We start from the raw sequence: 13,720 nt of genomic DNA, 5'->3' as shown, positions 1-13,720 counted from the left end.
GGCTGGTCGAACCGATGCCCGGGACAGAACCGGTCAAACCCGCGACGGTACGGCCGCCGCTGAGCGGGTCGTCACCGCCCGCCAGGCGTCATCGCCCGCCAGCGGGCCAGGTTGTGCCGGGCATCGACGAGCGCATCGTGCCGGGCCGCGTCCGCGTCCGGCAGGGTCGGGCGCCCGCGGTCGTCCCAGAGCTGCCGCAGCTCCTTGGTGTAGCGGGGAATCTCCCGGGGCAGCGCCGGCATCGCACCCCAGAGCTGGGCGAGCACCACATGGTCGTACGCGGCGTACCAGGCCCACAGCTCCAACTGCTCCCCCGGCCGGTCCCGGATCGGCTCGACGAGGAAGTCGTACAGGTCGTCGCGGATGCGCTCACGCGAGCGCCACGCCCGGTCCGCCGGGGACGGCAGCTTGTCGAGCACGTTGCGCCGGACCCAGGGCACGGCACGGGAGTCGTCGAACTCCGTGGAGACCGCGTAGAACTCGCGGCCGTACTCGTCGACGACACCGATCGAGACGAGGTCGACTGTCGTGCCGTCCTCGATGAACTCACAGTCGTAGAAATAGCGGTAGACCATTCCGGCCATCCTCGCCCACCGTCCCCCGGCCGCGCCCGGCGGGGGCCGTCGAACCGCTGGTGACGGGCCGCCGCGACGCGCGACGGTTACGGAAGTGCTTCGAGGGGTGTACAGCAAGCGACCGGACCGTCATGATCTGATGTGTACCGCTACCGGATGCCGAATCGGTGTCAGTTCACCTTGTCAGGGCCATCAGGTTCACCCGGTGAGCGAGTTTGTGGTCCATGACCGGGGAGGGGTTGGGCCGTGGAGATGCGCCTGCCAGAGCCGGGTGACGCGCTCACGGGTGTCGAGATGTTCGCTGGTTTGGAGCCCGAGGTGCGGCAGCGCGTCATCGCCGCCGCCGTTCCGCGCACCTACCGCAAGGGCCAGCTGCTCTTCGTGGAGAACGACCCGGGTGAGTCGCTCATCGTGTTGCGCCGCGGCGCGGTGGCCGTCTTCCGCACCGCACCCACCGGCGAGCGGGCCGTGCTGTCGGTAATCCGTCCACCCGACGTGCTCGGCGAGGTCTCCCTGCTCGACGCGTCCACCCGGTCCGCCTCGGCCGAGGCCATCGAGGACTGCGCGGCGCTCGCCCTGTCGCGGGGCGCGTTCATGGAGCTGGTGCACTCCAACCCCCGCATCCTGGACGCGGTGATGCGCTCACTGGGTGGGCTGATCCGTCGGTTGACCGAGCAGAACGCCGACCACGTCTTCCTCGACCTGCCGGGCCGGGTGGCCAAGACGCTTGTCCGGTTGGCTGGCGAGAGCCAGGCACCGATGATCACGATCGAGCTCAACCAGAGTCAACTGGCCGAGATGGCAGGTGGCTCCCGGCAGAGCGTCAACCAGGCGATCGGTTCGTTCGCGAGCCGGGGCTGGCTGCGTACCGAGGGGCGCCGGATCGTGGTGACCGACGTGGCCGCGCTGCGCCGCCGCGCCGGCATGAACGACCGCTGACACCCACTGACACCACGAACCGGCCGGGCCGCCCGCTGGCGACCCGGCCGGTTCGGCGTCATCGACGTACTGTCACACCCCGGAGCTGCCCGGCCCGGCCCACTTGTCCGGGCCCTTGCCGTCGCCACCCGGGCCGTGGGTCTGCTCGCTGACGATGCCCTTGGCCTCCAACGTGGCGAGCGTGGCGGCGTCGACGTCCACCGAGTCGCCCGCAGAGTGGTTGACCCCGTTGCCGTCGGTCCAGTCACTTTCCAGCTTGACGTACACCATTGCCCTGTCCCCTCCGGTCCCTGATCGATATCTGGCCGCCTGAATCTAGTCGGTCAACACCGTCGGTGACTGTCCACAAACCAACAGGCTGGTGGCTGGCAACGGCCGAGGGGCGATAATTCCGGTCAGGGGACGCCGTCGGCGTCGACCCGTTCCTCTCGGGGGGATGTCATCGCCGCGCAGTGTGAACGCTGTGGACGCACGGCCGCCGACGGAGACCGCTTCTGTGGCGGCTGCGGCGCCGAGCTGGGCGCGGTGTGCCCGCACTGCCTGCGCCCGCTCGCCTCGGACGTCACGTTCTGCACGTCCTGCGGGTCGCCGCGACCGGGCGCGGACCGACCGGCCGCGGTCAGCCCGCAGGAGGACCGCCGCCGGGTGAGCGTGCTCTTCGTGGACCTGATCGACTTCACGCCGTACGTCGAGCGCACCGACCCGGAGCAGGTCCGTGGCATGCAGACCGGGTTCTTCGCCGCCGCCCGGCGGGTGGTCAGTCAGTACGGCGGGGTGGTGGAGAAGTACATCGGGGACGCGGTGATGGCGCTCTTCGGCGCCCCGATCGCCACCGAGACCGACGCGCTGCGCTGCGTACGGGCCGGCCTGGAACTGCAACGGGTGCTCACCCGGTTCGCGCCGACCGGCAGCGCCGAGCTGCGGTTCCGGGTCGGGGTGTCCACCGGGGAGGCGCTCGTCGACGTGGCCGCCGCCCGCGACGGCGGACAGGCCATCGTGGCCGGCGACGTGGTCAACACGGCCTCCCGGATGCAGTCGGTCGCCCCACCCGGCGGGGTGCTGGTCTGCGGCACCACCCACGCGCTCACCAAGGACGCGATCCGCTACGAGGAGCAGCCCCCGGTCACCCTGCGCGGCAGGTCGTCGCCGACCGAGGTGTGGCTCGCCCTGTCCCCGCTGCGTCGCCAACCCACCGACCGGGAGCCGGACACCACACCGCTTGTCGACCGGGAACACGAGCTGGGGATGCTCGTCAACGCCCTGCACCGGTCGCTGCGCGACCGGCGACCGCAGGTGGTCACCATCTTCGGCCGGGCCGGCATCGGCAAGAGCCGGCTGCTGCGGGAGCTCTACCGGCACACTGGCCGGCTGGTCGACGAGCCGCTGACCTGGCGCACCGGGCGTTGCCCGCCGTTCGGGGAGAACGTCACCTTCGCCGCGCTCGCCGACATCGTGAAGTCCGAAGCCGGCATCCTCGACACCGACCCGGCGACGAGCGCCGCGCAGCGGCTGACCGCCGCCGTCGGCGAGCTGGTCGGCCCGGGTGAGCGGGACCGGGTGGTGGACGCGCTGCGCCCGCTGGTCGGGCTGCCCGGCACGCCGCTGCCGGCCGAGGAGGCGGAGTCGGCGTGGCGTCGCTTCCTGCTGGCGCTGGCCGCCCAGCGTCCCACAGTGCTGGTCTTCGAGGACCTGCACTGGGCCGACGACGCGATGCTGCGCTTCGTGGAGCTGCTCGGGGCGGCGGCCCGCGACGTGCCGCTGCTGCTGCTCTGCACCGCCCGCCCGGAGCTTGTCGACCGGGACCCGAGCTGGGCCGGAACCATCACCGGCTCGGTGACCATCACCCTGCCGCCCCTGCGGGACACCGGCATCGCCGCGCTGTACGCGCACCTGTTCGGCCAGGCGGCGTTCTCCGCCGACATGCTTACCCCGTTGGTCGAGGTGGCCGGCGGCAACCCGCTCTACGCACACGAGTACGTCCGGATGCTCATCGAGCAGGGGGCGCTGCGCCAGTCCGGGCGGGGGTGGTCGCTGGACAAGCAACTCGAACTGGCCATGCCGGAGAGCGTGCACGCGGTGATCGCCAACCGGGTGGACCTGCTGGACGCCAAGGACCGGGCGGTGCTGCTTGCCGCGTCGGTGGTCGGCGTGCAGTTCTGGCCCGGCGCGGTCGCCACCGCGCTCGGGCAACAGGTCGAGTCGGTCGAGCGTTCGCTGCGCCGACTCGAACAACGCGACTTCGTGCACGAGCAGGCCGGGTCGACGATGGCCGGGCAGGCGGAGTTCCGGTTCCGCCACGTGCTGGTCCGCGACGTCTGCTACCAACGGTTGCCGCGCACCGAACGGGTGGCCCGGCACGAGCGGGCCGCCGACTGGCTCGACGCGCTGTCGCACTCCCGCGACACCGACCTGGCCGAGGTGCTCGCGCACCACCGCTGGGCCGCGCACGAGATCGCCCGCTCGCTGGGCATGCAGGTGCGCCGCTACGCCGGGCCGGCGCGGCAGGCGCTGCACCGGGCGGCCCGCCGGGCGTACGCGCTGCACGGGTTGGACGCGGCGGCCAGCCACGCGGGGCGGGCACTCGGCCTGGCCGACGACAGCGACCCGGTGGACCGGCTCCAGTTGGAGCTGCTCAGCACGGAGATCTCGTTCTACCGGGACGGCAACGCGTTCCTCTCCGGCGGTGGGCCGGAGCAGGTGCACACCCTCGCCGACCGGCTGCTGTCGCACGGCGACAACGCCTGTGCGGCGCGGGCGTGGACGCTGCTCGGCCAGGCCGCCTGGCTGCGCGCCGACCGCGGCGACGCGCTTGCCTGCCTGGAGCGCGCGGTGCAGCTGTTCGAGCCACTACCTGACAGTCCGCAGAAGGCGGACGCGTACGCCGAGATGGGCCGGCTGCACATGCTCAACTACGAGCGGGACCCGGCCGTCGCCGCGGCGGACACCGCCGCCGAGATCGCCGAGCAGTTGGGTCTGGCCGAGACCCAGACCAACGCCCGGATCACCGCGGCCACCGCCCGCTACCAGTCCGGAGACCGGGCCGGCCTGGACGAGCTGCACGCGATCGTCGAGTTCGCCCGGGCCAATCAACTGCTGGCGTTGCCCCGGGCCACCCAGAACCTCGCCTGGGCGATCCGGGAGGAGGGCGACTGGCTGCGGTCGAACGCCCTGCTCTCGGCCGCGCCGGCGCGGACCGCGAGCGGGCAGACCCTGACCACCAGTTACTCGGCGGAGGCGATGCGGGCCTGGTTCGACGGCGACTTCGGTCGGCTCTTCGCCGCGGCGGAGGCGTTCGTGGACACGCCCACCGGGAGTTGGGACATGCAGGTGCGCGGGTTGCGCTGCTGTCTGTTGGTGCTGCGCGACGACGAGGATCCGGACGACCTGATCGACGCGTTGGACACCGCGCGGCGCAGCGGGTTCTACCGGCTGCTCTGGACGATGCTGAGCATGGCCGCGCTGTGTCGGGCGTTGCAGGGGCGCGACGCCGAGGCGGCGGAGCTGATCGAGGAACTGGACACGAGTTGGTCGGCGGTGCCGGCCCTGGCCAGTGGCGAGTGGATCGCCGCGGCCGCGTACGCCGCCGCCCTGAGCGGTCGGAGCGCGGCGGTGCGGGTCCGCACGATGCTGGGCCGGGTCGGGCACCGCACGCCCTGGTCGGAGGCGGCGTTGCGGACCGTGACGGCGGCCCTGGCCGCGGCGGACGGCGACCACCGGCGCTCCGCCGAGCTGCACCTTGCCGCCGCCGAGACCTACGGGCGGATCCCGGACGTCAGCGACCAGGTGTTGGCGCTCGCGCTCGCGGCGGCGGAGCTGACCCGTGCCGGCGACCCGGCCGGCGCACGGGCGACCCGCGCGGAGGTACGCACCTTCGCGCTGCGTAACGACGCCCCCGGCCTGCTCGCCCTGGCCGGTCGGCCGATCAGCCCGACCGGACCGGCGCTGGCCTGCTGAGCGGGCGGGTCCCGGCCCCGCCGGTAGCTGTCGAACGGGGCGTCGGCCGCCGGTATGCCAACGGCCACCGAGATGGCGCTGGTCGCGCAAGAACGGACAAAGAACCCCGGTCACGACCTGCGGCGGCGGCCGTGACTTTGGAAGACGCGACACAACGCACTCCCGGAACCATGCCCTGACGTGTCACGATTCAGAGCACGGCGTGCGGACGGGCGTCGAGGGTCGCGCCGCGAGGCGCGTTAAGGGGGATGTCCGGGTGTCAGCGGGTGGTGCCCGCCGGGGACGGCGGGACAACGGGCTCGACGCGAACGAGTACGCCGTCGTCGGCGACGTCGATCCGCGCGTCGGTGAGCACCTGCTCGACGTGCTGGCCGCCGGTGGGATCGCCGCCTACCTGCAACCCTCGGCCGATCTCAATCCGGTCACCCGCACCACCACAGTGCCGGCCCGGCCGGTCGACAGGCTCTACGTCGACCGCTCGCACCTGACCACCGCCCGGGACTATCTCTCCCAGCTCGCCGACGAGACCACCCCCGAGCAGCCGCCCGCCCGCGACGAACCGGACATCGACGCCGAGTGGGCGCGGATCGTGGCGAGTTTCCACACCTCCTCCACCACCGGCGAGCACCCGTGGCCGGCCGCGGAGAATGTCGACGAACGGGACGAGCCGACCGCCGGCCCGCTGACCCGCTCGGGGACCGACGAGCCCGGCCCGACCGCCACCGACACCCGCCGGCTGCCCTCCGCCACCGACATCTCCGGGATCTCGGTGGGGCGCGGCACCCGGCCGGACGAGCCGTCGCTGCTGGACGGGTTGGACACCTTCGGGGCCGACCTGCCCGACGACGAGGACGACGAGGGTTACCACCCGCCCCCGCCGCCGCCGCTGCCCCGGGTCAGCAAGTACGCGGTGGTCGGTGCGCTCGGCGTGATCGTCGGGTTCGTGCTCTTCCTCTTCCCGGGCCTGCTCCCGGTGGACCGCTCGGCGGTCACCCTGTTCGGGTTCACCGGCATCCTGGCCGGTTTCGTCACGCTGATCTGGCGGCTGCGCCCCGGCGACGAGGACGAGGACGACCCGGACAACGGCGCCGTCGTCTGATCCCGGCCCGCATCCCGGGACGGCGCAGACCCGCCGATCGCGTAACAGTGGTGTAACTTACTGTCAGTAGGAATACCGCTGTACGTCACTTCCCCCGCTGACTGACCGGTTTTCCCTTCCTCGTGGCGGTCAGTCCTCTGCTGATCGGAATGCCCGAGATGCGACAGAGTTCTCTCGTGGTGGTGGCCAACCGCCTCCCCATCGACGACAGCCAGGCACCCGACGGGGCCTGCGAGTGGCGGCGCAGCCCCGGCGGGTTGGTGAGCGCGCTGCATCCACTCCTGCGGCACACTCCGGCGACCTGGGTCGGTTGGGCCGGCGGCACCGGCCCGGCCCCCGCCCTACCGGACGTCGACGGCGTCCGGATGCACACCGTCGCACTCAGCCCGGAAGACCTCCGCGACCACTACGAGGGGTTCGCCAACGCCACCCTCTGGCCGCTCTACCACGACGCCGTCGAGCAGCCGCAGCACCACCGGCGGTGGTGGGAGGCGTACCAACGGGTCAACCAACGTTTCGCCGAGGCGACCGCCGAGGTCACCGAGCAGGGCGGGGTGGTCTGGGTGCAGGACTACCACCTGCAACTGGTCCCCGGTCTGCTGCGCACGCTCCGTCCGGACCTGCGCATCGGCTTCTTCCTGCACGTGCCGTTCCCGCCGCCGGAGCTGTTCATGCAGTTGCCGCGCCGGGCCGAACTGCTGCGCGGGATGCTCGGTGCCGACCTGGTCGGCTTCCAGCGCGTGCAGGCGGCGCACAACTTCGCCCAACTGGTGACCAGGGTGCTTGAGCTGCCGGCCACCGACCGCCGGATCGGCATCGACGACCGGGTCGTGCGCATCGGCGCGTTCCCGGTCTCCATCGACACCGCCGAGATGGGTGCGCTCGCCGCCCGCCCGGACGTCGCCGCCCGCGCCCGCCGGCTACGCCAGGACCTCGGCGACCCCCGGCAGGTCATCCTCAGCGTGGACCGGATGGACTACACGAAGGGCATCGAGCAGCGCCTCAAGGCGTACAGCGAACTGCTCGCCAGCGGCGACGTCAAGGTCCGCGACACGGTGTTGGTGCAGGTCGCGATGCCGAGCCGGGAACGCGTCGGCCAATACCAGATCCTGCGGGAGCGGATCGAGCGCGAGGTGGGTCGGATCAACGGCGAGTTCGGCCGGGTCGGCGAGCCGGCGATCCACTACCTCACCCAGCCCTTCGACCGAGCCGAGTTGGCCGCGCTCTACCGGGTCGCCGACGTGATGGCGGTGACCCCGCTGCGCGACGGGATGAACCTCGTCGCCAAGGAGTACGTGGCCGCCCGGGTGGACGACACCGGTGCCCTGTTGCTCAGCGAGTTCGCCGGCACCGCCGCCGAACTCTCCCAGGCGTACCTGGTCAACCCGCACGATCTGGAGGGGCTCAAGCAGGGCCTCTGCGCGGCGTTGCGGGCCGACCCGGCCGACACCACGCAACGGATGCGGGCCATGCGCGCCCACCTGGAGGAGCACGACATCCGGGCCTGGGCCCGCTCCTACCTGCACGCGCTGGATGAGCACGGCGCCCTGGTCAACCGCCTGACCAGCACCGACGTCGATCCCGGCGGCGTCATCCCCGGCGACGTCGACCCGGACGCCGCCACCTCCGCCGGCGACGCCGTGGTGCCCCGACCCGCCACCCCCACCGCCGGCTCGGCCATCCGCCAGAGCAGCGGCTGACCGGCCCGTGCGCTCAGTGCGCGGTGGGTTCCTTCTCCAGCCAGTCCAGGATCGCGTCGATCGGCTCCACCCACCGCGCGTCGAGCATCAGGTCGTGGCCCATCCCGGGAAAGAGCAACGGGGCCGAATCGTACCGGCGGGCCACCCGGGTCAACGTCGACGCCGGCACCACCCGGTCGTCCGGGCTGCCCAGCACCAGCACCGGCGGGCTGCCCACGGCCGGCTCGGCCGCCGGCTCGCCCAGCAGCTCCCACTGCGCCCGCCGGCCCGCCCGACCGAGTCGTCCGACGTACCTCCGGGCCTCCTCGTCGGGCAACTCGCGGCTGAACAACTGCCCACTGTTGAGCCGCAACGGCCCACCGAACACCGCCGGCAACGTGCCCCCAGGGTTGCGGCGCAACGCCGTACCCAACGCTCCCCAGCCGCCGAAGACCGGCGCCACGAGCACCGCGCCGCGCGCCGGATAACGGGCCATCGCGTGCGCCACCACAAGCGCCCCGGCGCCGTGCCCCACCAGCACCGTCTGCCGTGGCAGGCTCGCGGCCACCTGAACCACGTCGTGCGCGTACGCGCGCAGCGTCGCCTCCGGCGCCGGCTCACTGCCCCCGTGCCCGCGCAGGCTCACCGCGTACGCCGGGAAGCCCCGCGACGCCGCGTGACCCAGCCAGTGCTCGGCGAACACCCACGCGCCGTGCCCGAACCCGGGAACGAAGAGCAGCGGAGGTCGCCCCTGCTCCACCTCGGGGACGGCGCTGAGCACCTCCCGCCGAGCCGGTCGGACCGGACGAGACCACTCCCGGCCCCGCATGATCCGCAGCTCAGTCACTTGTCTGCCCTTCGTTCGCGACTACCGGTCCGGTTCACTTGCCCTCCAGCTCGACAAGCGCGCGCTGCACCGCGCGCAGATAGTCGGCGTGACCGACCTCGAACCAGTGCCGGCTGCTCTCCTTGACCTGACCGGAGTAGCGCTCCCCGGCCCGCTCCCGCACCCGCCGCGCGAACGCGGCGGCCCGCTCCGGCCGATCCCGGCGGGCTTGCAGGAGCCGGGCGAAGAGCACCGTCTGCCAGTGCGACAGGGTGAACAACCCGGAGTCCGGCTGCACCAGGCCGGCGACGGCAAGCGTCGGGTGCCCCGGGGTGAACGCGTTGAGCCACAGGGTGGGCCGGCCCGCCCCGGCGCTGTCGGCGAACACCGACGCGTCGAGGAACTCGAAGCGCGGCAGGTAGCCGGTGGCGAAGATGACCACCTCGGGGTCGATCTCGCGGCCGTCGGCCAGCTCCACGGCGTACGGGTGGAACCGGGCGATGTCCGGCACCGGGCCGATCCCGCCGTGGCCCACGTAGTAGACGAGCTGGCTGTTCGCGATCGGGTGCGTCTCGTACACCCGGTGGTCGGGCTTGGGCAGGCCGAAGCGGGTCAGGTCGCCGACGGTCAACCGCAGCGTCCAGTGGTAGAGCCACTGCCGCACCCGCAGCGGCACGCGCAGCGCCAGCAGGCTGTCGTTCACCTGGTCGGCCGGGCGGCCGAGCACGTACTTCGGCGCGTACCAGTAGCCGCGCCGGGTCGAGTGCCAGCAACGTGACGCCTGCTGGGCGGCCTCGACGGCGATGTCACAGCCGGTGTTGCCGGCGCCGACCACAAGCACCCGCTTACCGCGCAACTGCGCCGGGTCCTTGTAGGACGAGGCGTGCATGATCTCGCCGCGGAACTCCTCAAGGCCCTCGTAGCGGGGCAGCTTCGGCGACCAGTTGTGCCCGTTGGCGATCACCACGGCGGCGTACCGGGAGGTGCGCTCCGGGCCGTATCCGCCGGTGGAGCGGGTGGTCACGTCCCACCGCTCCCCCTCGGCGGGCTCGACCCGGACCACCTCGGTGCCGAACCAGATGTGCGAGCGCAGGTCGAAGTGGTCGGCGTACCGCTCGAAGTACGACAGCACCTGACTGTGGTGCGGGTAGTCCGGCCAGGAGTCCGGCATCGGGAAGTCCGGGAACTGGGTGAACGGCTTCGACGAGATCAGGTGGGTGCTGGCGTACACCGGGCTGCGGTCGTGCCGCCAGTTCCAGGCGCCGCCGACGCCCGTCTCCCGTTCGTAGCAGTCCACGCCGAAGCCGTGCTCGCGCAGGTTCTTGATGGCCGTCAGGCCGCTGGCCCCGGCCCCGATGACGCACACCGTGTCGCCCCGGTCGGAGATCGGGCGGCCGTCGCCGCTGGGCGCGGAGAAGGTCGCCTCCGGGTCGGGCCGGCCGTGGTCGGTGGAGGTGGACACCGGGACATCTCCTTTTGGTACGGCAGGCGTGCCGGTCGCCGCGAAATCCTCTCCACAACCGGGCCGGATGTCCAGTCCTGGCCCGGATGGGTCGACTGTCGAGCCGGTCGGGGGTCAGCCGGTGGTGGGCAGCAGCAGGTCGACGAGGACCGGGAAGTGGTCGCTGGCCCGGCGGGTCTGCGGAGTGTCCACCACGTCGTAGTCGACAACGGTGATCCGCGGGTCGACGAAGAGCGCGTCGATGCGTCGGCGCGGGTCGGCGCAGGAGTAGGTGAGCCGCTCGGCCCGGTCGGCCGCCACCGCGGCGTCGGTCAACCCACGCGACACGGTGGCCCAGGCGGGCCCGTCCGGGCCCTCGTTGAGGTCCGCCCCGGCCAGCACCGGGCTGGTCGCCGCGTCCAGGCCGCGCTTGAACTCGGCGGCCTGCGCGGACCGCTCAGCCGGGTCGGTGGACAGGTGCGAGCCGGCCACTGTGAACCGGGCGTCGCCGATCCGGCAGTCGGCGTACGCGGCGCCGCGCAGGTGCCGGCCGGGGGTCAGCGGGAAGCGTTGGCACCGGGTGCCCGACACCCGCACCCGCAGGCTGGTCAGCAGCAGGTTGCCAAGCGCGGGCAGCCCACCGGCGGCCACCACCAGACCGAACGACTCGGCCAGCGTGGCGGACTTCTGCCGCCACCGGAACCGGCGCGGCCCCTCCTGCACGATCACCACGTCGGGCCGCGCGGCCCGGACCACCGCCGCCAGCGCGGCGGTGTCGTCGCGTTGGCTGTGGATGTTGTACGACACCACGCGCAGCGGCACACCCATCGCGGACCGCTTCAGATCCGGCGGGCCAGATCGGCGGCGCCGATCACTCCGGCGCTGTTGCCCAGCTCGGCCGGGAGCACCTCGGCCACCGGCAGGCGACCGCGCTGGGAGAGCGCGTCGAGGTACGAGCGGCGCGTCGGGCCGAGCAGCAGGTCACCGGCGTCGATCACACCGCCGCCGACCACCAGGGTCTGCGGGTCGAGGATCTGCGCCATGTCGGCGAGGCTGGTGCCCAGCCATCGGCCGATCTGCGCGAACGCCTCGGCGGAGACGGGGTCGCCGCCCTGCGCGGCGGCGGTCACCATCGGCCCGGTGATCGCCTCGGCCTCACCGCCGGCCAGGTCGAGCAGCGCGGTGGCCCGGTTGGGCTCCTGCCGGGCGCCGGCTCGGGCGAAGCGCACCAGGGCACTGCCGCTGGCGTACTGCTCGATGCAGCCGAGCCGGCCGCAGCCGCACTGGTGCCCGTCCGGCACGGCAAGCATGTGGCCCAGCTCCGCGGCGATGCCGTGCGCGCCGCGCATCAGGTCGCCGCCGAGGACGATGCCGCCACCCACCCCCGTACCGATCGTGAACATGATCATCGAGTCGTCGGCGTCGCGGGCCGCGCCGTAGCGGAACTCGGCCCAGGCGGCCACGTTTCCGTCGTTCTCCACGATCACCGGCAGGCCGACGGCCTCGCTGACGTACTCCCGCAGCGGTTCGTCCCGCCAGGCCAGATTGGGGGCGAAGAGCACAGTCGAGCGGCTGGCGTCGATCCAGCCGGCCGCGCCGATGCCGACGGCCTCGATCGTCCGCCCGGCCGCCAGTTCGCCGACCAGCTCGATGATGACGTCGCGGGTCTTGCCGACGTCATCGGCGGGGGTGTCCCGTCGGGTCTGCACGAGGACCGTGCCGGTGTCGTCCACGACACCGCCGGCCACCTTCGTGCCACCGACGTCGACTCCGATGGTCAGCGTCACCGCTGCCGCTCCCCTCTACTGTCCGGCCCGTGTCCCGGCGGCATGCCGGTCCGGGTCGGGATGTCCCGCGCTCAGGCGCCGTCGCCCGGAGCTTGCGCTCCGGTGTCGTCCGGCACCCGCGAAGCGGGCACCGCGGGATGAGTGGTCGGTGCCGGTACGGTCGCCGGCCCGGCGTCGTCGACGGGTGGTACGGCGGCCGGGGCGAGTGGGTCCGCCGTCCGGGTGGCGACCGACCAGACATCCCGCTCCGGCGCCGGCTGAGAATCATGCCCGCTGCGGGTGGCATCGCGCCACACGTGTTCGTCGCCGGTCCCGCGGGACCTGTCGTCGGGGGCTGGCTCGGAGAGCACGTCCTCGGTGCTCGCGGCGGGTGCCGACGGTCGCGCGGTGGTCGGCTCGGGGCCCGAACCGGGTGGGCTCGTCGGGGGCGCCGACACCGGGGAGAACGCGCGGAGCAGGCTGGCGACGCCCGCCGCGAGATCACCGGCGCCGGTCGCGAGCCGTTCGGCGAATTCTGGACTCGGATCACGTAATGCGGAGATGCCCCGACAGACCGGGCAGACGCAGCATTCGGGCGATCCGGTGGCGAAAGTGCCGCCGGTGCCGCGCCGCCCGTCCGCGTCGTCACTGTGACCGAGGACACCGGCCAACACCCCGCCCAGCGAGCCGAACGCGCCGCCCGCCGAGCCGGCGGAGGCCAGTCGCGCCCCCGCGAGCAGCGTGGCGACCAAGCGCTCCGCCTCTTCCCGGGCCGAACCCGGATCCGTTCCGCCCACCCTCGGCTCCTCTACCGTGCCACCGGACCCGTCACTGCGCCGCATCGGTTGCTTCTACCCGGCGCTTGAGCTGCTTCAACGCGGTGTCCATGATCATCTTTTCGGCCTTGCGCCGAAACATCCCGAGCATCCCCACCGACAGGTCGACCTCAAGCGTGTAGGTCACCGTCGTGCTGCCGTCCGGGTTACCCACCAGGTCGTACGAACCACGCTGGGACTTCTGCATCTTCGAGGGAGCGACAAGGTGCCACTCGATCCGGGAGACGTCCTCGGCGTACTCGTAGGCGAGCACGTACTCGTCGGCCATCACCCCGGCGTCGATGGTGAAGCGCACCTGACTGGCGTAGCCGTCCTCGTACTCCTCGACGACCTCGGCACGGCGGACCGCGTCGGTCCACTCCGGGTAGGCCGCGAAGTCGCAGATGACCGCCGTCACCCGTTCCGGTGCGGCGCCGATGATGATCGACTGGGTGGAGGAGTCCGCCATGGGGGGAGGCTACCCGGCGGGCCGCGGCCGCACGCCGCGCCGCCCTCGCCCCTGGCCAGCGGGGCGTCCTGGCGGCGGCTGCACGACCACCCGTCCACCAAGGCGGAGCCGTTGACGTCGGTCCGGCCGCCGGTCGCGGGTCGACCGTTCCTCGAAC

General features: G+C 72.6%; 11 protein-coding genes and 1 pseudogene. 4 read left to right on the top strand and 8 right to left on the bottom strand.

Annotation, left to right across the window (positions count from 1 at the left end; all coding sequences use genetic code 11):
• Positions 1 to 71: 71 nt before the first annotated feature.
• Positions 72 to 575: a polyadenylate-specific 3'-exoribonuclease AS gene (locus AB0B85_RS17515; RefSeq protein WP_357408566.1), complete on the bottom strand. Its 504-nt coding sequence runs from the start codon at positions 573 to 575 to the stop codon at positions 72 to 74.
• A gap of 246 nt (positions 576 to 821) precedes the next feature.
• On the opposite strand from AB0B85_RS17515, the gene AB0B85_RS17510 reads away from it, so the two are divergent.
• Positions 822 to 1,514 carry a Crp/Fnr family transcriptional regulator gene (locus AB0B85_RS17510; RefSeq protein WP_007463121.1) on the top strand — a complete coding sequence of 231 codons (693 nt, stop codon included), beginning with the start codon at positions 822 to 824 and terminating at the stop codon, positions 1,512 to 1,514.
• Positions 1,515 to 1,586: 72 nt separating this feature from the next.
• Here the strand turns inward: AB0B85_RS17510 and AB0B85_RS17505 are convergent, their stop codons facing one another.
• Positions 1,587 to 1,784 (bottom strand): hypothetical protein, encoded by a 198-nt coding sequence (locus tag AB0B85_RS17505; RefSeq protein WP_357408381.1) that lies wholly within the window; start codon positions 1,782 to 1,784, stop codon positions 1,587 to 1,589.
• Positions 1,785 to 1,955: 171 nt separating this feature from the next.
• Here AB0B85_RS17505 and AB0B85_RS17500 point away from each other — a divergent pair, with 171 nt between their 5' ends.
• From AB0B85_RS17500 to AB0B85_RS17490, 3 genes and pseudogenes are all read left to right on the top strand, one after another.
• Complete coding sequence (locus AB0B85_RS17500) at positions 1,956 to 5,468, top strand: adenylate/guanylate cyclase domain-containing protein (protein ID WP_357408564.1); 3,513 nt, start codon at positions 1,956 to 1,958, stop codon at positions 5,466 to 5,468.
• A gap of 256 nt (positions 5,469 to 5,724) precedes the next feature.
• Positions 5,725 to 6,567: a DUF308 domain-containing protein gene (locus AB0B85_RS17495; protein ID WP_357408379.1), complete on the top strand. Its 843-nt coding sequence runs from the start codon at positions 5,725 to 5,727 to the stop codon at positions 6,565 to 6,567.
• A gap of 158 nt (positions 6,568 to 6,725) precedes the next feature.
• Positions 6,726 to 8,138: pseudogene (locus tag AB0B85_RS17490) on the top strand (trehalose-6-phosphate synthase); the annotation flags it as partial.
• A 142-nt stretch (positions 8,139 to 8,280) separates the two neighbouring features.
• Here AB0B85_RS17490 and AB0B85_RS17485 read toward each other — a convergent pair.
• From AB0B85_RS17485 to AB0B85_RS17460, 6 genes are all read right to left on the bottom strand, one after another.
• Complete coding sequence (locus tag AB0B85_RS17485) at positions 8,281 to 9,075, bottom strand: alpha/beta fold hydrolase (RefSeq protein ID WP_357408562.1); 795 nt, start codon at positions 9,073 to 9,075, stop codon at positions 8,281 to 8,283.
• Positions 9,076 to 9,127: 52 nt separating this feature from the next.
• Positions 9,128 to 10,534, bottom strand: a complete 1,407-nt coding sequence (locus AB0B85_RS17480; protein WP_357408377.1) for an NAD(P)-binding domain-containing protein — start codon at positions 10,532 to 10,534, stop codon at positions 9,128 to 9,130.
• A gap of 114 nt (positions 10,535 to 10,648) precedes the next feature.
• A complete protein-coding gene (locus tag AB0B85_RS17475; RefSeq protein ID WP_357408375.1) occupies positions 10,649 to 11,341 on the bottom strand; it encodes an endonuclease/exonuclease/phosphatase family protein in 693 nt (230 codons plus the stop codon).
• 11 nt (positions 11,342 to 11,352) lie between these two features.
• Positions 11,353 to 12,300 carry an ROK family glucokinase gene (locus tag AB0B85_RS17470; protein WP_357408373.1) on the bottom strand — a complete coding sequence of 316 codons (948 nt, stop codon included), beginning with the start codon at positions 12,298 to 12,300 and terminating at the stop codon, positions 11,353 to 11,355.
• Positions 12,301 to 12,371: 71 nt separating this feature from the next.
• Positions 12,372 to 13,076 carry a hypothetical protein gene (locus AB0B85_RS17465; protein WP_357408371.1) on the bottom strand — a complete coding sequence of 235 codons (705 nt, stop codon included), beginning with the start codon at positions 13,074 to 13,076 and terminating at the stop codon, positions 12,372 to 12,374.
• Between the two features lie 31 nt (positions 13,077 to 13,107).
• Positions 13,108 to 13,563 (bottom strand): SRPBCC family protein, encoded by a 456-nt coding sequence (locus AB0B85_RS17460; RefSeq protein ID WP_357408369.1) that lies wholly within the window; start codon positions 13,561 to 13,563, stop codon positions 13,108 to 13,110.
• Between the last annotated feature and the right edge of the window lie 157 nt (positions 13,564 to 13,720).

Origin of the sequence: Micromonospora sp. NPDC049044 (assembly GCF_040649215.1) — a bacterium.
In the GTDB taxonomy this organism is placed as follows: Bacteria; Actinomycetota; Actinomycetes; order Mycobacteriales; family Micromonosporaceae; genus Micromonospora.
This window is presented reverse-complemented; position numbering and strand designations above follow the sequence as displayed.

Bases quoted from the DNA above. Each gene is read 5' to 3' on its own strand.
- AB0B85_RS17475 (WP_357408375.1), bottom strand. From the start codon at position 11,341: ATGGGTGTGCCGCTGCGCGTGGTGTCGTACAACATCCACAGCCAACGC.
- AB0B85_RS17485 (WP_357408562.1), bottom strand. From the start codon at position 9,075: ATGCGGGGCCGGGAGTGGTCTCGTCCGGTCCGACCGGCTCGGCGGGAG.
- AB0B85_RS17515 (WP_357408566.1), bottom strand. From the start codon at position 575: ATGGTCTACCGCTATTTCTACGACTGTGAGTTCATCGAGGACGGCACG.
- AB0B85_RS17505 (WP_357408381.1), bottom strand. From the start codon at position 1,784: ATGGTGTACGTCAAGCTGGAAAGTGACTGGACCGACGGCAACGGGGTC.
- AB0B85_RS17460 (WP_357408369.1), bottom strand. From the start codon at position 13,563: ATGGCGGACTCCTCCACCCAGTCGATCATCATCGGCGCCGCACCGGAA.